We start from the raw sequence: 23,344 nt of genomic DNA, 5'->3' as shown, positions 1-23,344 counted from the left end.
CACAACACATCCGACCGACTAAAATCCGGGTCTTTCGCCAGAAATTTCAGCCCGTTGTCAACAATTTCTACCACTATCGTGACGCGAAGCAGATCCAACCAAATTCCGCTACCCGCAAAAAGCGAGACGACCCTTCCGTCGCACCGACCATCCCCAGGCGAGAATTCCCTTTGACCATCGCCGGGCCAGCCGCGGAGAACGGCCAAAACCGCAGGTCACGAGTTCAACCAATGGCGCCACTCAATTACCGGGCAGCAGGACGATTCACCCCCACCCGGAACTCAAATCAAATTACACACCACGTCATGGAAATGCACCTGAACTAGCAGGCCGCCACATGAATTGCCATCACCGCAAGCTCTTTGTCCGGAAAACGCGGCGCGGGCCATACCCCTGCCCACATTTGACCGGCACGAAAAGAACGGCTTCTCCCGCAACTCGGTAAACGCATGGCTGACGGCCGGCGCTTTTTGTTTCCATCACCAAGTGACCGGAAGTGCCGCTACCGAGAAAGCGGAGCCGTTGACGTAGCGCAGTTCGTCGCGTGGCGTGGCCAGGCGGAGAGTGGGGATGCGCCGGAACAGAGTGTCGAGGACGATGCGCAGCTCCAGCCGGGCCAGATTCTTGCCGAGGCACTGGTGCGGTCCCCAGCCGAAAGCCAGGTGCCTGCGATTGTCCCTGGTGACATCGAACGTGTCCGGGTCGGCGAAGGCCGCGGGGTCGCGGTTGGCGGCGGCGGCCAGGGCGGCGACGCCCTCACCCGTCCGTACCAGAGTGCCGCCGATCTCGACGTCCGCCGTGGCACGGCGCATCAGGGCCAGCTCGGCGACGGAGAAGAACCTCAGCAGTTCCTCCACCGCCGCCGGGGTCAGGCCCGGGTCGGCGGTGAGGAGGGCGAGCTGGTCGGGGTGTTCGAGGAGAGCCAGCACCCCGAGTGCGGTCATCGTGGCGGTGGTCTCCAGGCCCGCGACGACCAGGAGTATGCACAGTTCGACCATGGCCCAGCGGCTCTCGTCACCGCTGAAGAGCTGGTGGCCCGCCAGCCTGCCCAGCAGGTCCTCGGGCCGCTCGGTCATCTTGGTGGCGCACAGCGCGTCGAAATACGCGGTCAGGGAGCGGAAGGACTCGGCGCGCTCCGCATCATCGGAGTCGTGGGCCGTCAGCACCGTGGTGTTGGTGGTGAACTCCTGCCGGTCACCGGTCGGGATGCCGAGCAGCTCACACAGCACCAGACCGGACATCGGCACGGCCAGCGCGGACACCAGGTCGGCGGGCTTGCCGCCGGCCAGCACATCGTCGAGCAGACCGTCGACGATGCACTGGACCTTGGGGCGCAGTTCTCGCATGCGGCGGATGGCGAACTCGCCGGCGACCGCACGACGAGCGGGGCCGTGCTCGGGTGGGTCCATCTCGATCAGCGAGGGCTTGAAGCCGGGGAACACGGTCTCGCCGACGCGCATCCACGGGAAGTCCGGGTGCGAGCGGTCGGAGCTGAACCGGGCGTCGCCGAGCACAGCGCGGACGTCTTCATGGCGTGCGGCAACGAACACGGTGCGTCCGCTCGGTCCTGTCAGCCTGGGCAGGCCGGGGTGCTCGCGCAGGCCGGCGTATTCCGGCGGCAGGGAGAACGGGCAGGCCCGAGACATCGGCCAAGTCTCGGCTCGCAGCGGGCTCTGGTCGTGCATGGTCACCACCTCGACTCTTTCGAAAATCAAGGACGACCGTATGACCGGCGTTACCCGAATTTCCGTAGAATCCCTTTGAGGTCGGCACTCAGCCGTCCGTCCGTATCACCCGGGGGAAGCCGCGACGGTGCCGACGCCGATCCTTCTGGGGGCGGCGGTCGGCTTCCAGCGGAGCTTCGAGGCGACCAAGTCGGCGGCACAGGTGCAGGTGCCGTCCCTGGCCGGCGGCATCCACGAAGCTGGTGAACGAGCTGGTCGAAGCCGCCGACGAGAAGCAGCTGAACATCCTTCATGGTCGTTCTCTGCGATGTCTGGATGCATTCGGTCGGTCGGGTCAGTTCTTGGCGTTCTGCTCGAGGAAATTGCTGATGAGCTTCAGCCAGTGCTCAGGCTGCTCAGCGAATGGCAGGTGCCCGGTGGGGATTTCGGCGATCTCGGCGGCGGGGATGGCGGCGGCCAGTTCACGCTGCAAAGACGGGGAGATGAGCGGGTCTGCGGTGGTGACGATGGCGAGGGTCGGCGCCGTGATGCGACCGAGGTCGCCGCGGACGTCGATCCTGCGCACCAGGTCCACCTGCTCGGAGGTGCCGGCGGGCAGGACAGGCGCGAGCTGCTCGGCGGCAGTGTGCACCTGAGCGCGGGTGAGAGCGTTCAGGGCCGGTTCGCCGAGCGCCATCAAATTCAGGTAGGCGGCCAGCACGGCGTGCTGGCCGGCTTCGTAGAGCTGCTGCCAGATGGAGGCGGCCAACTCGGTACGGGTGTCGGCGTACGCGAACGTCGCGCTCAGCACGAGTGCACTGACGCGCTCCGGGTATCGCACGGCGAGGCGAATCGCGACCGGCCCGCCGAGTGAGTACCCGCTGACCGCGAAGTTGTCGAGCCCTTCGGCGTCGGCCGCCGAGATGAGCTGATCCACCAGCGCATCGACCTCGAGGCGCCCCTGCACCGCCGGCGTGGTGCCGGAGCCGGGGTAGTCGATCCCGACGACGGTGTGCCGCGCGGCGAGCCCTTCCATGATCGGTCCGTAGTTGGCTTCGATGCCGCCTCCGGCGCCGTGTGCGAGGAGAAGGCCGGGGCCCTCGCCTCGGACGGTACGAGCGAAAGCGGAGGGGGTCAGCGTGGTCATCAGGGGTTCCTTTCAGGGCGTTGCTTGCCGCACCCAGCATCTTTAGCGATCGCTAAAGCTGGGTGGGCGATGACCGTACCAGGGCTTCTTTAGCGACCGCTACAGCTGGCCGGTAGGCTGTGGCCATGAGCCGTGCGAACACCCCGTCCAAGGCCGCCCAGCAGGGGGCCAGGCCGACCCGCCGCGCGTTCGACCGCGATGAGGCCCTGGCCGCCGCCCTGCGGCAGTTTTGGACGCACGGATACGACACGACGTCCATCGCCTCCTTGACCGAAGCCATGGGAATCAGGCCACCAAGCCTCTACGCCGCCTTCGGTGACAAGCGGCAGCTGTTCGAGGAGGCCGTTGAGCTCTACGCACGCACCTACGGCGCCTCACCGCCGCACGGCCCGGACGCCCACACGGCCATCGCCGCAATGCTGCGACACCTCGCGGCCGACTACACCGACCCGAATCATCCGCCCGGCTGTCTCATCATCAGCGCGGCGACCAACTGCGGCCCCGACTCCCAGGACATCAAGGCCAAGCTGCGCGCCTTGCGTGAGGACACCAAGGCTGCGCTTGCCTCCTGCATCCGCGCCGACATCGATGCGGGGAGACTCCCTGCCGACGCGGACGCCAACAGGCTGGCCGCCTTCTACGCTGCGGTCATCCAGGGAATGCATCAGCAAGCCTGCGACGGAGCCGATCGCACGACGCTGGAGCACATCGCCGACACCGCGATAGCGGCCTGGCCGGCAGCACCGCCCCGCGCCACCGCCGGCGCGAGCGGCTAGCTGGTGCCGCATCAGGCACTGTTCGCCCTGGTGCGGCCTGAGAAGTCGAGCGGTGGGCGGCGATCCGGGGTGGGCGCAAGCAGGCGCTGCACCCGCGCCACGTCGCCTTCGTCCAGGCCCTCCTCGAGTTCGCCCCGCGGCTCTGCCGTGACACACCGCCCGGCTCACGCCTCCGCACCCCGGCGCCCGTCCCGCGGCAGCCCCAGTGTCGCGCCAGCCGTCAGTACGAGCCCGGCCGCCGCGATCAGCATGCTCCACCGCATGCCGGCCAGGAACGTGTCCGCCCCTGACAGCAGCGCCCCGAAGACCGCCACCGCGATCGCTCCGCCGACCTGGCGGCCGGTGTTGAGCACGGCGGACGCGGTGCCTGCCCGATCTGCGGGTACCGCGTCGAGCAGCATGGCGGTCAGCGCCGGCACCGTCAGCGCCCCGCCGAGGCCGACCGGCACCATCAGCACCGTCACCACCCACACGCTGGTGTGCGGGCCGACAGTGAGCAGGGCCAGCAGTCCGGCTGTCCCGATCAGTTGTCCCGCCATCATCGGCACGCGCGGGCCGAACAGCGAGGCCAGTTTCGCCGAGGCCAGGTTCACCACGGCGACCAGTGCCGTCATCGGTATGAACATCAGGCCCGCGTGCAGGGCGGACTGCCCGCGCTCCTGCTGCAGATACAGGCTGAAGATGAACACCCCGCCGTAGTAGGCGGCGTTGAGCATGAAGCCGACCACCAAGGACACCGCCACCACCCGCGAGCGGAACAGCGGCAGCGGGAGCATCGGGTGCGCCCCCTTGGCCTGCGCGGCGAGGAAGGCGGCTGCCGCGGCCGCGGCCACCAGCAGCGATACCACCACCAACGGTCGGCTGAAGCCCTTGTCGCCGCCCTCGATCACGCCGTACGTCAGCGCGCCCATTGCGACTACCGCCGTCACCTGCCCGACCACGTCCAGTCGCGCGGGCCGCCGTGGGGAGGCGGGCACGCGGGTGAGCAGGGCGAGCGCCAGCAGGCCCGCCGGGAGGTTGACGAAGAAGATCCATCGCCAGCCCACGGATGCGGTGAGCGCCCCGCCGAGCACCGGTCCGGCCGCCACCGCGACCGCGCCGCCCACGGTCCAGACGGCGATCGCCCGGGCCCGCTGCGCCTGGTCGGGAAAGCCCTGCCGGACCAGCGCCAGTGAGGCCGGCATCATCACCGCTGCCGCACCCCCCTGCACCAGCCGCGCCGCCACCAGCACGCCGAGACCGGGCGCCAGTCCGCACGCGGCCGAGGCCAGCCCGAAGAGCACGAGGCCCCCGCCATACGCCTGCCGGGCCCCGATGCGGTCGGACAGGGCGCCTGCGGAGAGCATCAGGGCGGCGAAGATCAGCGTGTATCCGTCCACCACCCACTGCAGGCCGGACATGCCGCCGCCAAGACTGCGGCCGATGTCGGGCAGCGCGACGGTGACGATCAACGCGTCCAGCGAGATGAGGAAGAAGCCCAGCAGGGCGGCGCCGAGCACCGTGGAGGATCCGCCCCGGGCCGCCTCCGGAGCCGAACCCGCGGTGCGGGCGGCCAGGGAGGACTTGAGCAGCGATTTCAACAGAACACTCCTGAGACGTTGTTGAAGGTGTGCGACCGAGACCGGAAGCCAGGAGGCGACCACGGACAGGCCCGCCTGCAGCGGAGAGCCCCGTGCCGGGGGCGACAGGGCCCCGCCGCCCGGCGTAGCGGAGCGTGCGGACGGCCTGCTGCCTGTGCGGGCAGGTCCCTGTTGCCTTCACCCCGGGTAGCTGTCATCACGGGGGCGGAATGCGCTGGTCGGAGCGGTCGCGACGATCACAGCCGGACGCTGCGCGTCCCCGACCGTGGCGCCCTGTACGGGCAGCACACCGCCCGCAGCGCCCGCCGCCCGGGGCTCGCGCCTCGCCTGCGTGGCGACGGTGGGCGGGAAGAGGGGCGGAGGCGACCGGAGGTGTCAGTCGTCGAAGTCGGTGGAGCGGGTGAGCTTTTCCCACGAGCGGAGTTCGGTGCGGGCGCGGTCGAGGTGGTCGATGATCGCGTCGGCGGCGTCGTTGCCGAGCGGCAGGCGCAGCGGGGGCTCGTCGGCGTCCAGAGCCGTGAGAATGGCGGCCGCGGCCTTGGCCGGGTCCCCGACTTCCTGGCCACTGCCGCCCGGCAGCCCGGAGCGAACCGGGCCCACGGTGTCCTGGTAGGCGTCCAGGGCCGCGGACTGCTGCAGGGTTCCGGCACCCGCAAAGCCGGTACGGAACGCACCGGGCTCGACGATCAGCACCCGGATCCCGTGCGGGACGACCTCGGCGGCCAATGCCTCGGAGAGCCCCTCCAGGGCGAACTTGGTGGCGCAGTAGGCGCCGACTCCGGCGAAGGCGAACCGCCCACCCATGCTGGTCAGCTGCACGATGGCCCCCGAGCCCCGGCGGCGCATATGCGGCAGCGCAGCCCGGATGAGCGCGGCCGGGCCGAAGAAGTGCAGGTCCATCAGTTCCCGCAGCTCCGCGTCGGTGGTCTCCTCCACCGCACCGACCATGCCTCGTCCGGCATTGTTGACCAGGACGTCGATCCGGCCGTGCCGGGCCGCCACGCCGTCGACCGCGGCTTGGACGCCCGCGGTGTCGGTGACATCCAGCGGCAGCGCCTCGACCTGGTCCGGGTACGCGGCGACCAGGTCGTCGAGCGGCGCGGTGCGGCGGGCGGCGGCGACCACGATGTCGCCCGCGGTCACCGCCGCTTCGGTGATCGCCCGGCCGAACCCGCTGCTCGCCCCGGTGACCAGCCATACCTTGTTCATGCGCTTCTCCCTCTGCCAGGCGGTCCGCCGTTCTCGGCCGTCCGCGTGTGAACTACCTTGCAAGGCACACCGGTTGCCCGTCCAAGATCCGCTGTGATAGCCGATGGTTATGGACGTTCACGGACGGGATCTGAGGTACTTCGCCGCGGTGGCCGAGGAACTGCACTTCACGCGCGCAGCCGAGCGGCTGTACGTCTCGCAGCCCGCGCTGAGCAAGCAGATCAGAATGCTGGAGAAACAGGTGGGGGCTGCGTTGTTCGAGCGCGACCGGCGCGAAGTGCGCCTGAGCGCGGTCGGTGCGGCGCTGCTGCCGCATGCTCAGCGCATTCTCGCCGAGTGGGAGGCAGCCCAGCGGGCAGTCGCCCGGGTCGTGGCCGACCAGGCGGCCGTCCTCGTCGTGGGGATGAGTACCAGCCCGGGGCGAGGGGGCGTGCTGCCGGCGATCCGCTCCCGCTTCACCGCCGCGCACCCTGGTGCCCGCCTCAGACTTCGCCAGGTCCCCTGGCACGACTCGACCGCCGGGCTCGCCGACGGAACGTGCGACGCAGCGTTCGTCTGGCTACCGCTGCCCGATCCGGACCGCTACCGGTGGGTGGTGGTCGCCGAGGAACCCCGCCTGGTCGCCATGGCCGATACTCACCCGCTCGCCGACAGGGAGATCATCGACTTCACCGACCTGCTGGACGAGCCGTTCCTCGCGCTGCCCGACAGCGCCGGGCCGCTGCGGGACTACTGGCTTGCCACCGACGCCCGCGGCGGGAAGCCGGCACTCATCGGCGCGGAGGTGGCAAGCACCGAGGAGACGTACGAGGCGCTCGTCGCGGGTCTCGGCGTGGTCCTGCTGGCGGCCGGGAACACCCCGCTGATCACCCTCGGCGGAGTCGTCACCCGTGCGGTGAGGGGCATCTCGCCCAGCCGCTTCGCCTTGGCCTGGCTCGCCGATGACCGCCGCCCGCTGGTGCAGGCGTACGTGCGCGCGTGTGAGCTGGCGACCGAGACAACGGACTGAGGCGGGGCGCAGCCGCGAGAAGCGCTGGGATCCGCTCCCGACGACGGGAGAAGGACCGAAGCTCCCCCATGGCCGACTCCCGGGTTCGGGAAACACGATTGCCGATGCTCAGCGCATACGTCCCGTTCGACGACGCACCGCCCGCGAGCCCTGTGAGGGCTGCGCCTACCTCGTCGCCGCGGCCCTGGAGCCGGCGGGTCTCCTCGGCGCGGCGGCGCCCGGTACGGCGCGTCACCTCACCACAGCACAAACGTGGCCCGACGTCGGCACTGGCGAACCACTGCCGACGCAGCATCAGAGGATGACCATCCCGAGTGCCCCAACTCCGGCCGGAATTCACCACTCACACGGCGATTGACGACTTCAGAACAGAGGCTCGTCCGCATATGCCTCGGCGGGCGGTACCGGTTCCGCGTAGGCGGCAGCAAGGGCGCGCAGGGCCTTCTCCAGGCTGTCGATTGCCCCCACCGTCGCGTCGTCGGCCGCCTCGCCCTGCTCCCAGCGCTGCCGCAGACGCTCGTACTGGAGGAGTATCTGCTCCTTGGCGGCGATGTCCGCCAGGACGCGGCCCGGGGCGTGCCGCGCGATGTGCACTGCGGCACCGACGTCCACCAGCGCGTCCTGGACCACCAGGTGCCGAAGACAACCCCGTGAGGCCCGCTTCGCGTACCAGTTGAGGCTGCGCAGCCGCACCCGCCGCCGACCGTCCTCCGCCGCGCCGCCTTCGAAGCAGGAGTAGGCAAGGTCCCCCGACTCCTCGTCCAACGGCACCGGCTCATCGGTGTCCTCGTAGTGCCAGTGCCAGTACTCCGCAGCCTTCTTCCGGCCCAGCGGGGGTACCTCCCACCCCGGGTGGGACGCTTCCACCGCGACCCGCCGTTCCTCCGCCCACCGCGCCCGCAGGAACGCCACCGTCGTGCGTGGCGCCCAGGCCCGCATCGGCCTCCCGCCGGTACTCGGCGTGGAGGGGCTGACGCCGCACGGCCTGAGGCACTCTCACAAGGTGTGGCTCGACGAGGACGGGCATCCTGGAGTTGCCACGGAGGAGCGCATGGGTCTCCCCAAACCGGTTTTCGTGCTTCTGTAGCTCCCCGAAGGCCCCACTCGCGCAAGCGGTGGGGCCTTCAAAGCGATACGCATCTCTGCGCGTCCTCCTGCATGGATGCCTAGCGGATCGGCATCCCCGACAGCGTCCGGGCGATCACCAGCCGCTGGATCTCGCTGGTGCCCTCGAAGATGGTGTAGATCGCGGCGTCGCGGTGCATCCGCTCGACCGGGTACTCGCGGGTGAAGCCGTTGCCGCCGAGGATCTGTACGGCCTGGGCGGTGACCTTCTTGGCCACCTCGCTGGCGAAGAGCTTCGACATGGAGCCCTCGGCGGAGGTGAAGGGCTTGCCGGTCACCGCCATCCAGGAGGCGCGCCACACCAGGAGGCGGGCGGCGTCGATCTGGGTGCGCATATCGGCCAGCTGGAAGGCGACGCCCTGGTTGTCGATGATCGGGCGGCCGAACTGCTCGCGGGTCTTGGCGTACTCCAGGGCCTCTTCGTACGCGGCGCGGGCGGTGCCGACGGCCATCGCGCCGACCGCCGGGCGGGACGCCTCGAAGGTGGCCATCGCGGCGTTCTTCAGACGCTCGCCGCCGCTCCTGGCGCGCTCCCGGGCGCGGGCCAGGCGCTCGTCGAGCTTCTCCTTGCCGCCGAGCAGGCAGTGGCCGGGCACCCGGACGTCCTCCAGGACGACCTCGGCGGTGTGCGAGGCGCGGATGCCGTGCTTCTTGAACTTCTGCCCCTGGGAGAGGCCGGGGGTGTTCGGGGGGACGATGAAGGAGGCGTGGCCCTTGGAGCCCAGCTCGGGGTCGACGACCGCGACGACGACGTGGACGTTGGCGATGCCGCCGTTGGTGGCCCAGGTCTTGGTGCCGTTGAGCACCCACTCGTCCTTGGCCGCGTCGTAGACGGCGCGCGTCCGCATGGAGGCGACGTCCGAGCCCGCGTCCGGCTCGGAGGAGCAGAAGGCGGCGACCTTGACGTCATTGGCGTCGCCGTACATCTGCGGCACCCAGGTGCCTATCTGCTCCTCGGTGCCGTTGGCGAGCACGCCGACGGCGGCGAGGCCGGTGCCGACGATCGACAGGGCGATGCCGGCGTCGCCCCAGAACAGCTCCTCCATGGCCATCGGGATGCCCAGGCCCGTGGGGTCGAAGAACTGCTGGGCGTAGAAGTCCAGCGAGTACAGGCCGATCTTGGCGGCCTCCTGGATGACCGGCCAGGGAGTCTCCTCGCGCTCGTCCCACTCTGCGGCGGCGGGGCGCATGACGTCCGCGGCGAAGCCGTGAATCCAGTCGCGGACTTCCCTCTGTTCGTCGTTGAGCTCCATGGTGAACTCGGCCATGACCCCTCCTGCGCTTGCGGTCTTACACATGTTACTTGCGGTAACCAGAGTGTGTTACTCGTCAGTAAGGAATGTCAACTCCCCGGGCTTCGAATTCACCGTGGAGTTCGGGTGTTACGTTGCGCGAGCGCCACGGAGTCACGAGGGTGGGAGCACGACCATGGAAAACACACAGCACAGCGGCCGTCGGCAGACGGCGACCGAACGCAGACGACGGGAGCTACTGGAGGCCGCGGAGCGGATCGTGCTGCGCGACGGCCCGGAGGCGTCGATGAACGCCATCGCCGCCGAGGCCGGCATCACCAAGCCGATCCTCTACCGGCATTTCGGCGACAAGGGCGGGCTCTACCGCGCGCTGGCCGTACGGCACACCGATGCCCTGCTGGACAATCTGCGCACCGCACTGGACGCACCGGTACTGCGCCGCGACCGGGTCGAGGCCACCCTCGACGCCTATCTCGTCGCGATCGAGACCCGGCCGCAGGTGTACCGCTTCCTGATGCACCCCTCCGACGAGCACAGCCAGGGCGAGTCCGGCTTCGACGTGGGGCGGCACTCCGCCCCGCTGCTGCGCCGGCTCGGCGAGGAGCTGGCGAAGGTGATCGCCGACCGGCTCGAACTGGGACCCGAGGGCGAGGAGCGGGCGCGGGTGTGGGGCCACGGCATCGTCGGCATGATGCATGCGGCCGGCGACTGGTGGCTGCGCGAACGCCCCTGCTCCCGCGAGAAGTTGGTGCAGCATCTGACGGATCTGCTGTGGGGACAGCTGGCCACCGTCAAGGACCTGGCCGGCGGCCCGGGCTTCTGAGAGTCAGCGACCGGACTCCCCCGCGGGCCGGGCCCACGGCGCGCGGGCGGCCGCGCGCAGCGCCCGTCGGCGCCGCAGCCCGGTCAGATGGTCGACGTACAGACCGCCCTCGAGGTGGTCGCACTCATGCTGGAGACAGCGGGCGAAGAAGCCGGTACCGGTGACGGTCCTCGGCTCGCCGTCCGCGCCGAGCCCTTCCACAACGGCGTGGTCGTGGCGCGGCGTACCGGCCTCGATGCCGGGCAGGGACAGACAGCCCTCGGGGCCGCGGAAGACCGGCCCGTCCGCCTCGACGAGCCGGGGGTTGACGAGGTGCCCGAGATGACGGCGGTCCTCGTCGTCGGGGCAGTCGTAGACGAACACGCGCAGCGGGACGCCGATTTGATTTGCGGCGAGACCGACGCCGCGGGCCGCGTACATTGTCGCGTACATGTCCTCGATCAGCCGGGCGAGCTCGCCGTCGAAGGCCGTGACCTCCTCGCAGGGTGCATGGAGGACCGGGTCTCCGAGGAGGCGCACGGGGCGCGGGCGGCCGGTGCTGCCGGGGATCGTACGGGTACGCATGGGCTCCAGCGTACGGTTCACGGGAGACCGTCCCGGTCGTACCGGATGTCGCGCCACGGGTGGCGGGGTTCGGGCCCACGGCCGGATCTCGATAGGCTGATCCCCGACCGAAGCCTCCGGCCGGTCATCGGTTGCGGAGGAGGCGTTCCCCCGGCGGCCACGCGGCAGGCGGGCGCCGGATGCAAGGAGGATCAAGGACGATGGCAGGCAACACGGAGCCGCTGTCGCCGCGGGCCAAGCTGGCCGTGACGGCAGGCAAGGCCGCGGCGGCGGTATCGCGCGCGGCGGGCCGCGGCAGCGGATCGGTGATCGGTGGCCGGGTGGCGCTCAAGCTCGACCCCGACCTGCTGGCGCGGCTGGCCCGGCACCTGGATGTCATCCTGGTGTCGGCGACGAACGGCAAGACGACCACGACGCGGCTGATCGCCGAGGCGCTGCGGGCCAGCGGCCCGGTGGTCTCCAACGCGCTCGGCGCCAATATGCCGGCGGGCATCACCTCCGCGCTGGCCGGCGGCTCGGACGCCAAGTACGGCGTCATCGAGGTCGACGAGAAGTACCTCGCCGGGGTGGCGCGGGACGTCACTCCGAAGGCCATAGCGCTGCTGAACCTCTCGCGCGACCAGCTCGACCGCGCCGCCGAGACGCGGATGCTGGCCGAGCACTGGCGCGAGGGCCTGGCCGGTTCCAAGGCGCTGATCGTGGCCAACGCGGACGACCCGCTGATCGTCTGGGCGGCCTCGTCGTCCGCGAATGTGGTGTGGGTCGCGGCAGGGCAGGAATGGAAGGACGACGCCTGGTCCTGCCCCTCGTGCGGCGGCGTGATGCAGCGGCCGGGTGAGGACTGGTTCTGCGGCGAGTGCGGCTTCCGCCGCCCGACACCCAGCTGGGCGCTGTCCGGCGATCACGTACTGGACCCGCACGGCAGCGCCTGGCCGATCAAGCTCCAGCTGCCGGGGCGCGCCAACAAGGCGAACGCCACGACGTCGGCCGCGGTCGCGGCCGCCTTCGGGGTGCCGCCGCAGGTCGCCCTGGAGCGGATGTACGGCGTGCAGGCGGTGGCCGGCCGCTACGACGTGGTCACGTTCCTGGAGCGGGAGCTGCGGCTGCTGCTGGCGAAGAACCCGGCCGGCTGGCTGGAGACGTTCTCGCTGATCGACCCGCCGCCGACCCCGGTGATCATGTCGGTGAACGCCCGCGGCGCGGACGGCACCGACACGTCCTGGCTGTGGGATGTCGACTACACCCGGCTGGCCGGGCACCCGATCTTCGTGCTCGGGGACCGCAAGCTGGACCTGGCGGTACGTCTCGAGGTCGCCGGGCTCGACTTCCATGTGTGCGACAACATCGACGAGGCCGTGCAGATGGCGCCGCCCGGCCGGATCGAGGTCATCGCCAACTACACGGCCTTCCAGGACCTGCGCCGCCGCGTGGGCAACTGAGTGCGGTCCACCGACCTTACGGACAAGGACGAGCGAGCATGAGTGACAACAGCCTGCGTCTGGTGTGGATCTACCCGGACCTGCTGAGCACGTACGGCGACCAGGGCAATGCGCTGGTGGTGGAGCGGCGGGCGCGCCAGCGCCGACTGGACGTACAGCGCCTGGACGTACGCTCCGACCAGCCGATTCCCACCTCCGGGGACATCTATCTGATCGGCGGCGGCGAGGACCGGCCGCAGCGGCTGGCCGCCGAGCGGCTGATCCGCGACGGCGGTCTGCACCGCGCGGTCTCCAACGGCGCGATCGTCTTCTCGGTGTGCGCCGGCTACCAGATCCTGGGCCACGAGTTCATCAACGACCTCGGTGAGCGGCAGGAGGGCCTGGGGCTGCTGGACGTGGTGAGCACCCGCGGCGAGGGCGAGCGGTGCGTGGGCGACGTACTGGCCGACATCGACCCGAAGCTGGGCCTGCCGCCGCTGACCGGTTTCGAGAACCACCAGGGCGTGACGCATCTGGGCGAGACCGCCAAGCCGTTCGCCAAGGTGCGCTTCGGCAAGGGCAACGGCGTCGGCGACGGCTACGAGGGCGCGTACAACGACACCGTTTTCGGCACCTACATGCACGGCCCGGTGATGGCCCGCAATCCGCACATCGCCGACCTGCTGATCAAGCTGGCGCTGGACGTCAATGCGCTGCCCCCGGTGGAGGACCGCTGGTACGAGGCGCTGCGTCAGGAGCGGATCGCGGCGGCCACTCAGCCCGCCTAGCAGCTCGCACGGCCGTTTCGCCGGCTTTCCACCTTTTTCGTACGCCCGCAGTCCCGCACTGCGGGCGTACGTGTGCCCGGTGGCCCCGCGCTTGTAGGGTGAGCGGAATCCAACCGGACGACGGGGTCCGGGTCTCCGGTTGAGTTGCAGAGGGTTTTTCGAGCAATGCGTATTGGTGTCCTCACCTCCGGCGGCGACTGCCCCGGTCTCAACGCCGTCATCCGGTCCGTCGTCCACCGCGCCACCGCCGATCACGGCGACGAGGTCATCGGTTTCCGCGATGGCTGGAAGGGCCTGCTGGAGTGCGATTACCGCAAGCTCGACCTGGATGCCGTCGGCGGCATCCTGGCGCGCGGCGGCACCATCCTCGGGTCGTCGCGGGTGCAGCCCGCCCATCTGCGCGACGGCGTCGAGCGGGCCCGCGGCCACGTCGCCGAACTGGGCCTGGACGCGATCATCCCGATCGGCGGCGAGGGCACCCTGAAGGCGGCGCGGCTGCTGTCGGACGCCGGGCTGCCGATCGTCGGCGTACCCAAGACCATCGACAACGACATCGCCGTCACGGACCTGACCTTCGGCTTCGACACCGCGGTGGGTGTCGCCACCGAGGCGCTGGACCGGCTCAAGACCACCGCCGAATCGCACCAGCGGGTGATGATCGTCGAGGTCATGGGGCGGCACACCGGCTGGATCGCGCTGCACTCGGGCATGGCGGCCGGTGCGCACGCGATCGTGGTGCCGGAGCGGCCGTTCGACATCGAGGAGCTGACGGCGCGGGTCGCCGAGCGGTTCGAGGCCGGCAAGAAGTTCGCGATCGTGGTCGTCGCCGAGGGCGCCAAGCCGCGCGAGGGCAGCATGTCCTTCGACGTCGGCGGCAAGGACGTCTACGGCCACGAGCGGTTCGCCGGGGTCGCCCGGCAGCTGTCCGTCGAGCTGGAGAACCGCCTGGGCAAGGAGGCCCGCCCCGTCATCCTCGGTCATGTCCAGCGCGGCGGTACCCCGACCGCGTACGACCGGGTGCTGGCAACCCGCTTCGGCTGGCACGCCGTGGAGGCCGCGCACCGCGGCGACTTCGGGATGATGACCGCGCTGCGCGGCACGGACATCACGCTGGTGCCGCTGGCCGAGGCCGTGGAGAGCCTGAAGACGGTGCCCGCGCACCGCTACGACGAGGCGGAGTGCGTGCTCTAGCCCCTCGGTGGACGACCTTGTTCCGCCTTCTACGAACCGCCCCCGGCCGATGCGACGGCCGGGGGCGGCTCTAGTCTTGTCGCCGGAGCATTGGTACGAATCAGGAGCGAGCGGATGCATCACGGCGGGCACGGCATGGACGGCATGAACATGGATCTGCCGCCGTTCACGCTGGGGCGGGGGCTGGAGTTCGGCGGTGATCCGTTCTTTCTCGTTGGCTGCCTGCTGGGACTGCTGCTGTACGGCTGGGCGGTGATCCGGCTGCGGCGGCGGGGCGACGCGTGGCCGGTGAGCCGGGTCGTCGCCTGGGTCCTGGGCGTGCTGACGGTGGCCTTGGTGATGTGCACCGAGCTCAACGACTACGGCATGGCGATGTTCAGCGTGCACATGGTGCAGCACATGGTCATCAGCATGCTCTCGCCGATCCTGCTGCTGCTCGGGGCGCCGGTGACGCTGGCGCTGCGCGCCCTGCCGACCGCCGGGCGCGGCCGCAAGGGCCCGCGGGAACTCCTGGTGGCCCTGCTGCACAGCCGCTATATGCGGATCATCACGCACCCCGCGTTCACCATCCCCCTCTTCATCGCGAGCCTGTACGCGCTCTACTTCTCCCCGCTCTTCGACTTCCTGATGGAGTCCCGGGCCGGGCACATCGGGATGATGGTGCACTTCCTCGCCGTCGGCCTGGTCTTCTTCTGGCCCATCATGGGCATCGACCCGGGCCCGCACCGGCCGGGCTATGTCATGCGGATGCTGGAGCTGTTCGCCGGCATGCCCTTCCATGCGTTCTTCGGGATCGCGCTGATGATGGCGTCGGAGCCGATGGTCGACACCTTTCTGCACCCGCCGGCCTCGCTGGGCATCGAGGCGCTCGCCGACCAGACCGCCGCGGGCGGCATCGCCTGGGCCTTCAGCGAGATCCCGTCCGTGGTGGTGCTGATCGCCCTGGTCTTCCAGTGGTACAAGTCCGAGGAGCGCCAGTCGCAGCGCTCGGACCGGGCCGCGGACCGCAACGGCGACAAGGATCTCGCCGACTACAACGCCTATCTCGCCTCGCTCGACGCACGCAGTCGGTAAGGCACACCAGCTAGCGGTACGGGCCGCGGCCGGGGACGATGGTCCCATGGCCGCGGCCTGTGGCATGAGTGCCCCGGGCTGCCGTGAGGAGGTTGCGGGTATGCCCGGATCTGCCAAGACGATGGCCGTGTGCACGGTGGGCGGGCTGGTGGTCGCGACCGCCTACACCGTGGCCCTGGGGGGCAACGGCTGGGTCTGGTTCCTGTGGATCGTGCTGGCGCTGGTGACGGCCGGGATGGTGGCGGGCCGGCGGGTCTGAGCGCGGACCGCCGGCCGGTGCCCCTCAGAAGCGGAAGACCGGCCCGGTGTCGGAGTCCATCACGCAGGCGTTGGGGAACGACTTCCGCCAGGCGACCGGGCGGTCGTGCCAGTCGCCGGTCGCCGCGACGGTGACCGGGTCGTACTGCTTGGTGCACGGACGCGGGTCGCCCGGCAGCGCATCGAGATCGCCGTCCGCCTCGGCCAGCGCCGCGCAGGCGGCCGCGCCGTGCGGATGGGTGCCGCGGGTGTCCGGGCAGTTGAGCTGCACCCCGCGGATCCAGGTGTCGCCGGCACCGGAAACCGTCAGGAACAGGCCACGGTCGCGCGGCGGCTCCCCCGCTCCCGCGGGGCGGCCCGGGGCGGCGGCCAGCATGCAGAGCGCGGCGGCGGTGAGCGCGGCGGCACGGGGTAGGCGGCGGGCCTTCGGCATGCGGTTCTCCTGAGGGTGCTCGGTGGGATCGAGCGAGGGTGCACGCATGCCAGCGCACCCCGGTACACGCCGGTGGGCAAGCGGACACGCCGCGAGGTCGCCCGTACGGGATCATGACGGCGCATCCGGTCCTCCTCGCGCCTCGTTCCTGCCGTGCCCGTGGGGCGCATCCCGGCCCCTGACCGGCCGCCCCGCCCGCCTACGCTGCCCGTATGTGGAGAGAAATCGCCGGCCGGACGTTCCCGGAGGCCGAGTTCCGCGCGCCCGTCGATCCGGCCGCGCTGTCCGCGGCGGAGCGGCGCCTAAGATCCGCGCTGCCGCCCGAACTCGTCGAGCTGCTGCGGGAGACCGACGGCATCGTGGGGCCGTACGGCGTGGACACGGTCTGGCCGCTGGAGCAACTGGTCCGGCACAACCTGCACGTTCGGTCGGACCGCTCCTTCGCCGACCTGTACATGCCGTTCGACGCGCTGCTCTTCTTCGGGGACAACGGCGGCGGTGACCGGTTCGCCTTCGTACGGACGCCGCCGCGCGCCGACATCTTCGTCTGGGAGCACGAGGACGACAGTCGGCGGTGGGTCGCGCGGGATCTGCCGGACTACCTGGGCCGGTCGCTCGCGGCCGACGGCGACGAGTGGTATCACTAGGCGGTGTCCGCAAAGTCCCGCCTGGCTGGCGGCGAGGATCTCGGTGAGGCGGCCACGGTGCGGAAGATCGTCTTGATGATGTCGGTGTCCCTCGACGGATACATCGAGGGGCCGGAGCGCCAGATCGACTGGCATCTGGTCGACGACGAGCTGCACCGCCACTTCAATGACCACCTCAGGGACATGGGCGCGTTCCTGAGCGGACGGGTCACCCATGAACTGATGGCGGGGTTCTGGCCGACCGCCGACGCCGATCCGGCGATTACCGGGCCCATGGCGGAGTTCGCCGGTATCTGGCGGGAGATGCCCAAGATCGTGTTCTCCCGGACCCTGGAGCGGGCCGCGTGGAACACGGTCGTCAGGCGGGAGGTCGACGCCGAGGAGATCAGGGCGCTCACCGCGCAGCCGGGCGGGGATCTCGCGCTCGGCGGCGCCGAACTCGCCGCGGCTTTCATGGCGCAGGGGCTGATCGACGAGTACCGCATCTACGTCCATCCGGTCCTCATCGGACGGGGCAAGCCCCTGTTCCCTGCCTCGGACAACCGAGCCGATCTCCGGCTCGCCGAGACCCGCTCCTTCGGCAACGGGGTCGTCCTGCTGCGCTACGAGGCGGCGGCCGGCGCCCGCTGATCGGGCCCCCTCGCGCCCTGTTCGGGCGGCGGCTACTCTGCCCCGGCACGGTAACTACGGGGAGGCCGCAAGGTGTTCTACCAGCTGCTGAAGTACATCGTTCTCGGGCCGTTGCTGCGGCTGCTGTTCCGGCCGCGGATCGAAGGGCTCGAGAACGTGCCGGAGGAGGGGGCGGCGATCATCGCGGGGAATCATCTGTCGTTCGCCGACCACTTCGTGATGCCCGCGATCGTGCCGCGCCGGGTGACGTTCCTGGCCAAGGCGGAGTACTTCACGGCGCCGGGGCTGAAGGGGCGGCTGACCGCGGCGTTCTTCCGGGGCGTGGGGCAGATTCCGATCGACCGGTCGGGGGGCCGGGCGTCGCAGGCGGCGATCTCGTCGGGGCTGGCGGTGCTGCGCAAGGGGCGGCTGCTGGGGATCTATCCCGAGGGCACGCGGTCGCACGACGGCCGGCTGTACAAGGGGCGTACCGGGGTCGCGGCGATGGCGATCAAGGCGGGGGTTCCGGTGGTGCCGTGCGCGATGATCGGGACGTTCGAGGCGCAGCCGACGGGGCGGCGGCTGCCGCGGGCGATGCGGATCACCATCCGCTTCGGGGCTCCGCTGGACTTCTCGCGGTACGCCGGGATGGCGGACGAGCGCATCGCGCTGCGGGCCGTCACGGACGAGATCATGTACGCGATTCTGACGCTGTCCGGCCAGGAATACGTGGACACCTACGCGGGTGAGGCGAAGGCCGCGGCGCAGGCGGAGGCCAGGGCGCGGGCGCAGGGGCGGAAGGGGCACGGCGCCGGGAGCTGAGGCTTCGGGCCGGGGCGGGTGCGGCGCAAACGCGGCAGGGGATATTCCGTCGCGGGGTGTGCGGCCGCCCCGTACCTTGATCGTCATGAGAAATCGGATACGGGGGTGCCGACGATGAGCGCCCGGCTGCGTGGCATGGCACAGGAGACGGAGCGGATCGTGGCGGCGGGTGCGTACCGCGCACCCAGCGGACGGCCGGTGGACATCGCGGCGGCGGTGGAACGGGCGCGGGCGGGCACCCGGCTGTACGGGCCGGAGCCGGTCGCCGTCGAGGGCTCGGGGGCGGGCGTGCGGACGGCTTTCGAGGTGACGGGGGAAGGCAGTCTCACGGCGGGCCGGCGGCTGGCCGAGGCCGGTGGCGGGCCGCTCGCGGTGCTGAACTTCGCCTCGGCGCGCAATCCCGGCGGCGGCTATCTCAACGGCGCCCAGGCGCAGGAGGAGGCGCTGTGCCGGGGGTCGGCGCTGTACGTGTGTGTGCGCGAGGCGCCGGACTTCTACGCCGCGCACCGTGCCGAGCCGAGCCCGTTCTACAGCGACCGGGTGATCCTCTCCCCCGGTGTGCCGGTGTTCCGCGACGACCGGGGGACGCTGCTCGAAGTCCCGTACCAGGCGGGGTTCTTGACGTCGGCGGCGCCGAACGCGGGGGTCATCGCGCGGCAGCGGCCCGCCGAGGCCGGCCGGGTGGCGGGCGCGCTGACGGCCCGCGCGGAGCGGGTGCTGGAGGTCGCGGCGGCGGGCGGGCACCGTCAGCTGGTGCTCGGTGCGTGGGGCTGCGGGGTGTTCCGTAATGAACCGGCGCAGGTGGCGGGGGCGTTCGCGGCGCATCTGCTGGGCGCGGGCCGTTTCGCCGACCGGTTCGACCGTGTCGTGTTCGCCGTGCTCGACCGCCGGGAGGACTCCCCCACCAGGGCCGCCTTCACCGAGGTGTTCCGCGCCGGGCAGGGCGGGCAGGTGGGGCGCGGATGACGGTGGGTGCGCGCGCGACCTGAGCGGCGACGGGCCGAAGATAGGGACGAGAAGGGGCGGCCGGAAGCGTATTCCGGCCGCCCCTTCATGCCGTCACTAGGGCGCGACCGGCAGGTCGGAGGCACCCTTGGCGGCGGCCGTGGCCGCCTGCTTGGCCGGCTGCGGCGTGGCGTGCGGGGCGCACGTCACGTCCTCGGCATCGATCTTGCCGTCGACGAGGTAGGCGTCGACCCGGTCGTTGATGCAGGGGTTGACCAGGCCGGTGACACCGTGCGATCCGGCGTCCCGCTCGGTGATCATGCGGGAGCCGGCGAACCGCTTGTGCAGCTCGACGGCGCCGTCGTAGGGCGTGGCCGCGTCACGGGTGCTCTGCACGATCAGCACGCTGGGCAGGCCCTTGCCGGTCTTGACGTTGACCGGGGTCTGCTGCTTGGCCGGCCAGGTGGCGCAGGGCAGGTTCATCCAGGCGTTGGACCAGGTCATGAACGGCGCCTGCTGGTGGATGCGGGTGTTGTCCCGGTCCCACTTCTTCCAGCTGGTGGGCCACTTGGCGTCCGTGCACTCGACGGCCGTGTAGACGGCGTTGCCGTTCTCGGACGCGATGTTGCCCGCGGTGTCCTTCAGGTCGGGACCGGCGTTCTCGACCAGCGGCTTCTCGTCGCCGGCGACGTAGGCGCTCCAGACCTGCGCGACCGTGGCCCACATGGAGTCGTAGTACGGCGCGTTCTGGAAGAAGCCGGTGAGCTCGGCGGGGCCGACGACGCCGCCGATCGGGTTCTTCTTGGCGGTGGCGCGCAGCTTCTCCCAGGCCGCCTGGACCTTCTCGGGAGTGTCGCCGAGGTGGTAGGTCGCGTCGTTCTTGGCGACCCACTTCTTCCAGTCGCCCCAGCGCGTCTCGAACGCCACGTCCTGGTCGAGGTTGGCCTGGTACCAGACCTTCTCGCGCGAGGGGCTGACGACGCTGTCGACGAGCATCCGGCGGACGTGGTCCGGGAAGAGCGTCCCGTAGACGGCGCCGAGGTACGTGCCGTAGGAGACGCCCAGGTAGTTGAGCTTCTTCTCACCGAGCGCGGCGCGGACCACGTCCAGGTCGCGGGCGGTGTTCGGCGTCGTCATGTGCGGCAGGAGGCCGCCGCTGCGCTCGGCGCAGCCATCGGCGTACTCCTTGGCGAGCTTGCGCTGGGCGCGCTTGTCCGCCTCGCTGTCGGGCACCGGGTCGGCCTTGGGGGCCTTGACGAACTCCTGCGGGTCCATGCAGGAGATCGCCGCGGAGTGGCCGACGCCGCGCGGGTCGAAGCCGACGAAGTCATAGGCCTTGGCCGTCTTCGCCCACAGCGGGTTCTTGGTGGTGATGCGGGCCGGGAACTTCATGCCCGAGCCGCCGGGGCCGCCCGGGTTGTAGACGAGGGCGCCCTGTCGCTCGTCCTTGGTGCCGGTGCTGACGGCCCGGTCGACGGCGATCTTGATGGTGCGGCCGTTGGGCTTGGCGTAGTCGACCGGGACGGTGACATAGCCACACTGGATGGGGGCCTTCAGCCCCCAGTCGGCGGGGCAGTCCTTCCAGTCGATGCCCGCCTTGGCGGCGCGCGCGGCGGCGGTCTTGACTCCGCGCGCCTCGGCCGATCCGGACCGGTGGTGCTCGCCCGCGCTGGCGGGCGTGGCGGCTATCGCGCCTGCTATGAGCGTGCCGGTCACCAGGGTGCCGGCAGCGCCGAGCGCTGCTGTTCGTCTCACGTGGTGGATCCCCCTGCATGGTGCGTCGCTTGTGGCGACGGTGATCACAGAGCTGCTACAGAGGGATCTTGTCGTCTCCTGTCCCCTCCTGAACAGGTTTGACCACGATTTCTTTACCAATCCGTAGGATTAACGCGGTTGTCGGCCGGCGAATCGGCGCCCTGCGCGGCGCCGCGCCGGACCCGTCCGGCCCCTGCCTCAAGGTGGCCGCCACCCACGACAGTTGGGGAGACGGCCGCGGGCCCCTGGCGGCGGGCCGCCTTGACGCCCCATGGCATGAATGTCGCGAATGTCGCAGATGCCGCTGTCGATGAGCGCCGATCCGGCCAAGCTGGGGGCGCGGTCGCAGCCAACAGCCCGCCGACAACGGGCCGCCGAGGGTCGATAACACGTCAATTGCCGTGCACATGCCCTTCAGGCATGTGCCGGACACACCGTCTTCAGTAACCTTCCGTGCAGGTTTCCCCACACGCTGCCACGAGGAGTCCAGAAGTGCCCGGTATCGATCAGGTGTTGGCCCAAGCGATGGGGATCCCCGGAGTTCTGGGGGCCGGGCTGATCGACTGGACCAGCGGGCTGACACTCGGTACGGCAGGGCGGGCACCGCACGACGACCACGAAGCGGCGGCCGCGGACACCGCCGAGGTGGTCCAGGCCGTGGTACGCAACGCCACCTTCGACACCGCGGGCGGCGACGGCCCGGGGCTGGAGGACCTCATCATCACGGCCGCGGGCAGCTACCACCTCATCCGCTTCGTGCACACGGCCTTCGACAGCCAGACCTATCTCCATCTCTGGCTGGACCGCGGGCAGGCCAATCTGGCCGTCGCCCGGTTACGGCTGCGCGATCTGGCGGCGGAGCTGGTCGCGGCCTGACGCGCCCCCATGACCTTGCCGATAACGCCCCGCCCGGCCGCGTCCGGCGGGCTGCTCGACCGGTTCGCAGCGGAACGCGTCACCGGCGCCCTGCGCGGCCCGAACGGCTGCATCTATCTGCGCGAGGGCGCCATTTACTGCGTCGAGGGCGCCACCGCACCCGGGCTCGACGCCCGGCTCAGCGCGGCCGGCCTGCTGCCCGCGGACCGCTGGCAACAGGCCCTCGAAACGGCGGGGCCGGCGCACCAAGGAGGCCGGTTCCTCGTCAACGCAGGGTGGTTGACCCAGAGCGAGCTGGAGATCTGCCATCTGGGCGCGCTCCTCGACGCCGCGTTCTTCGCGCTGCCGCTGCCGCCGGAGACCACCTCCTTCACGCCGGGCAGCGCGCACTGGCTGGGCGTCGTACGGCGGATCAGCGCCGCCACCCTCCAGCAGGCGACGGCCCGCCGCCGGGCGCTGCTCGACCGGCTGGACCCCTGGGCGGCGGTCGATGCCGCGCCCGTCGTCCCCGTCGCGCCGACCCGCCGGGGCCGCCACTCCCCCACCACCGGAAGGCAGCGCCGGCTGCTCGAACGCGCCGACGGCCGGCACACCCCGTACGAACTCGCCCGCGCGCTGGGCCAGTCCGCCTTTGTGACACTGCTCGACATCCGCCGCCTCGCCGCGGCCGGACTCGTCCGGGTTCCCACGGCGTCGGCGGCGCTGCCCCGGCGGCGCCCCGGCGCCCGCGGGGAAGGCCGGCCCCCGCGCACGGCGGACGCCCCCTCGCCGACCTGGCAACTACCGGTACCGGCCGTGCTCGAGACCGCCGATCCCGATATTGCCCTCCTTGTCCGACTGCGTACGGCGCTGGAGGAAAGCCTGTGAACCCCTGCCCACGCGAAATCCGGCCATGAGGCACGTACTCGGAAAGCGTGCCGCGAAACGAAGGAATCGAAGAACCAGGAGACTCATGACGATCGAACCCGATGTACGGGACGAATTACTCGCCCTGCGCGATCAAGTACGGCATCTGCAGGGCGGGATGGTGGCCAGTGCCGACGGCATGGTCATCGCCCACGATTTGCGGGACATCGAACCCGATGGCCTCGCCGCGCTCACCGCGGCGGCCATCGGGGTTGCCAAACGTCTCACCGAGGCGACCGGGCAGGGCACGTTCGAGGAATCCCTCACGCGGGGCACCGGCGGCTACATCGCGGCCTATTCGGCCGGCCGCCGTGCCGTTCTCACGGCCGTGGCCGGCCCGGACACCAATGTGGGCCGGCTGCATCTGCAGGCCCGCCGGGCGGCCGCCCGCATCGGCACCCTGATGGACAACTCCGCCCATGCGCCGGTCCGCGCGCCGAAGAACAACAGCTGACACACTCCGAAAGGTCTG

Annotated in this window: 24 protein-coding genes; 15 read left to right on the top strand and 9 right to left on the bottom strand. The window is 70.7% G+C overall.

What is annotated here, in order from left to right:
- Positions 1-479 precede the first annotated feature (479 nt).
- The gene (locus tag ACIGWZ_RS02760; RefSeq protein ID WP_400060070.1) at positions 480-1,646 is read right to left on the bottom strand and encodes a cytochrome P450; all 1,167 of its coding nucleotides are present in this window, start codon (positions 1,644-1,646) and stop codon (positions 480-482) included.
- A gap of 373 nt (positions 1,647-2,019) precedes the next feature.
- Positions 2,020-2,811 (bottom strand): alpha/beta fold hydrolase, encoded by a 792-nt coding sequence (locus ACIGWZ_RS02755; RefSeq protein WP_400060068.1) that lies wholly within the window; start codon positions 2,809-2,811, stop codon positions 2,020-2,022.
- 125 nt (positions 2,812-2,936) lie between these two features.
- Here ACIGWZ_RS02755 and ACIGWZ_RS02750 point away from each other — a divergent pair, with 125 nt between their 5' ends.
- Positions 2,937-3,587, top strand: coding sequence for a TetR/AcrR family transcriptional regulator (locus ACIGWZ_RS02750; protein WP_400060066.1), 651 nt, complete (start codon positions 2,937-2,939; stop codon positions 3,585-3,587).
- Between the two features lie 164 nt (positions 3,588-3,751).
- Here the strand turns inward: ACIGWZ_RS02750 and ACIGWZ_RS02745 are convergent, their stop codons facing one another.
- Both ACIGWZ_RS02745 and ACIGWZ_RS02740 read right to left on the bottom strand, forming a co-directional pair.
- On the bottom strand, positions 3,752-5,167 hold the full coding sequence (locus ACIGWZ_RS02745) for an MFS transporter (protein WP_400060064.1): 1,416 nt from the start codon (positions 5,165-5,167) through the stop codon (positions 3,752-3,754).
- 375 nt (positions 5,168-5,542) lie between these two features.
- Positions 5,543-6,376 (bottom strand): oxidoreductase, encoded by an 834-nt coding sequence (locus ACIGWZ_RS02740; RefSeq protein WP_400060062.1) that lies wholly within the window; start codon positions 6,374-6,376, stop codon positions 5,543-5,545.
- A gap of 103 nt (positions 6,377-6,479) precedes the next feature.
- On the opposite strand from ACIGWZ_RS02740, the gene ACIGWZ_RS02735 reads away from it, so the two are divergent.
- Positions 6,480-7,385: a LysR family transcriptional regulator gene (locus tag ACIGWZ_RS02735; protein ID WP_400060060.1), complete on the top strand. Its 906-nt coding sequence runs from the start codon at positions 6,480-6,482 to the stop codon at positions 7,383-7,385.
- A 363-nt stretch (positions 7,386-7,748) separates the two neighbouring features.
- Here ACIGWZ_RS02735 and ACIGWZ_RS02730 read toward each other — a convergent pair whose 3' ends face one another.
- Both ACIGWZ_RS02730 and ACIGWZ_RS02725 read right to left on the bottom strand, forming a co-directional pair.
- Complete coding sequence (locus ACIGWZ_RS02730) at positions 7,749-8,324, bottom strand: DUF6221 family protein (protein WP_400060058.1); 576 nt, start codon at positions 8,322-8,324, stop codon at positions 7,749-7,751.
- 227 nt (positions 8,325-8,551) lie between these two features.
- Entirely contained in the window at positions 8,552-9,778 is a 1,227-nt protein-coding gene (locus ACIGWZ_RS02725; protein WP_400060056.1) for an acyl-CoA dehydrogenase family protein, read from the bottom strand.
- 160 nt (positions 9,779-9,938) lie between these two features.
- Between ACIGWZ_RS02725 and ACIGWZ_RS02720 the strand changes: the two genes are divergently transcribed.
- Positions 9,939-10,586, top strand: a complete 648-nt coding sequence (locus tag ACIGWZ_RS02720) for a TetR family transcriptional regulator (protein ID WP_400060054.1) — start codon at positions 9,939-9,941, stop codon at positions 10,584-10,586.
- 3 nt (positions 10,587-10,589) lie between these two features.
- Here the strand turns inward: ACIGWZ_RS02720 and def are convergent, their stop codons facing one another.
- The gene (gene def / locus ACIGWZ_RS02715; RefSeq protein ID WP_400060053.1) at positions 10,590-11,150 is read right to left on the bottom strand and encodes a peptide deformylase; all 561 of its coding nucleotides are present in this window, start codon (positions 11,148-11,150) and stop codon (positions 10,590-10,592) included.
- 200 nt (positions 11,151-11,350) lie between these two features.
- On the opposite strand from def, the gene ACIGWZ_RS02710 reads away from it, so the two are divergent.
- The 5 genes from ACIGWZ_RS02710 (at position 11,351) to ACIGWZ_RS02690 (ending at position 15,880) form a co-directional block, all read left to right on the top strand.
- Positions 11,351-12,589: a MurT ligase domain-containing protein gene (locus tag ACIGWZ_RS02710; protein WP_400060051.1), complete on the top strand. Its 1,239-nt coding sequence runs from the start codon at positions 11,351-11,353 to the stop codon at positions 12,587-12,589.
- A gap of 38 nt (positions 12,590-12,627) precedes the next feature.
- Positions 12,628-13,356 (top strand): type 1 glutamine amidotransferase, encoded by a 729-nt coding sequence (locus tag ACIGWZ_RS02705; RefSeq protein WP_400060049.1) that lies wholly within the window; start codon positions 12,628-12,630, stop codon positions 13,354-13,356.
- 165 nt (positions 13,357-13,521) lie between these two features.
- A complete protein-coding gene (locus ACIGWZ_RS02700; protein WP_400060047.1) occupies positions 13,522-14,547 on the top strand; it encodes a 6-phosphofructokinase in 1,026 nt (341 codons plus the stop codon).
- 114 nt (positions 14,548-14,661) lie between these two features.
- The gene (locus ACIGWZ_RS02695) at positions 14,662-15,621 is read left to right on the top strand and encodes a cytochrome c oxidase assembly protein (protein ID WP_400060046.1); all 960 of its coding nucleotides are present in this window, start codon (positions 14,662-14,664) and stop codon (positions 15,619-15,621) included.
- A gap of 100 nt (positions 15,622-15,721) precedes the next feature.
- The gene (locus tag ACIGWZ_RS02690; RefSeq protein WP_400060044.1) at positions 15,722-15,880 is read left to right on the top strand and encodes a hypothetical protein; all 159 of its coding nucleotides are present in this window, start codon (positions 15,722-15,724) and stop codon (positions 15,878-15,880) included.
- A gap of 24 nt (positions 15,881-15,904) precedes the next feature.
- Here ACIGWZ_RS02690 and ACIGWZ_RS02685 read toward each other — a convergent pair whose 3' ends face one another.
- Positions 15,905-16,360, bottom strand: coding sequence for an SSI family serine proteinase inhibitor (locus tag ACIGWZ_RS02685; protein WP_400060042.1), 456 nt, complete (start codon positions 16,358-16,360; stop codon positions 15,905-15,907).
- 164 nt (positions 16,361-16,524) lie between these two features.
- Here ACIGWZ_RS02685 and ACIGWZ_RS02680 point away from each other — a divergent pair, with 164 nt between their 5' ends.
- From ACIGWZ_RS02680 to ACIGWZ_RS02665, 4 genes are all read left to right on the top strand, one after another.
- On the top strand, positions 16,525-16,959 hold the full coding sequence (locus ACIGWZ_RS02680) for an SMI1/KNR4 family protein (RefSeq protein ID WP_400060040.1): 435 nt from the start codon (positions 16,525-16,527) through the stop codon (positions 16,957-16,959).
- Positions 16,960-17,016: 57 nt separating this feature from the next.
- The gene (locus tag ACIGWZ_RS02675; RefSeq protein ID WP_400060786.1) at positions 17,017-17,589 is read left to right on the top strand and encodes a dihydrofolate reductase family protein; all 573 of its coding nucleotides are present in this window, start codon (positions 17,017-17,019) and stop codon (positions 17,587-17,589) included.
- A 72-nt stretch (positions 17,590-17,661) separates the two neighbouring features.
- Positions 17,662-18,390: a lysophospholipid acyltransferase family protein gene (locus tag ACIGWZ_RS02670; protein ID WP_400060038.1), complete on the top strand. Its 729-nt coding sequence runs from the start codon at positions 17,662-17,664 to the stop codon at positions 18,388-18,390.
- Positions 18,391-18,504: 114 nt separating this feature from the next.
- Positions 18,505-19,356 carry a TIGR02452 family protein gene (locus ACIGWZ_RS02665; RefSeq protein ID WP_400060036.1) on the top strand — a complete coding sequence of 284 codons (852 nt, stop codon included), beginning with the start codon at positions 18,505-18,507 and terminating at the stop codon, positions 19,354-19,356.
- Positions 19,357-19,452: 96 nt separating this feature from the next.
- Here the strand turns inward: ACIGWZ_RS02665 and ACIGWZ_RS02660 are convergent, their stop codons facing one another.
- On the bottom strand, positions 19,453-21,090 hold the full coding sequence (locus ACIGWZ_RS02660; RefSeq protein WP_400060034.1) for an alpha/beta hydrolase: 1,638 nt from the start codon (positions 21,088-21,090) through the stop codon (positions 19,453-19,455).
- 492 nt (positions 21,091-21,582) lie between these two features.
- Between ACIGWZ_RS02660 and ACIGWZ_RS02655 the strand changes: the two genes are divergently transcribed.
- The 3 genes from ACIGWZ_RS02655 to ACIGWZ_RS02645 all read left to right on the top strand — a co-directional run bounded on the left by ACIGWZ_RS02655 (position 21,583) and on the right by ACIGWZ_RS02645 (position 23,326).
- Positions 21,583-21,966: a hypothetical protein gene (locus ACIGWZ_RS02655; RefSeq protein WP_400060032.1), complete on the top strand. Its 384-nt coding sequence runs from the start codon at positions 21,583-21,585 to the stop codon at positions 21,964-21,966.
- Between the two features lie 9 nt (positions 21,967-21,975).
- Complete coding sequence (locus ACIGWZ_RS02650; RefSeq protein WP_400060030.1) at positions 21,976-22,833, top strand: hypothetical protein; 858 nt, start codon at positions 21,976-21,978, stop codon at positions 22,831-22,833.
- Positions 22,834-22,918: 85 nt separating this feature from the next.
- Positions 22,919-23,326 carry a roadblock/LC7 domain-containing protein gene (locus ACIGWZ_RS02645; protein ID WP_400060028.1) on the top strand — a complete coding sequence of 136 codons (408 nt, stop codon included), beginning with the start codon at positions 22,919-22,921 and terminating at the stop codon, positions 23,324-23,326.
- Positions 23,327-23,344: the final 18 nt, after the last annotated feature.

Source organism: Streptomyces sp. NPDC053427 (assembly GCF_044544985.1).
Lineage (GTDB): Bacteria > Actinomycetota > Actinomycetes > Streptomycetales > Streptomycetaceae > Streptomyces.
This window is presented reverse-complemented; position numbering and strand designations above follow the sequence as displayed.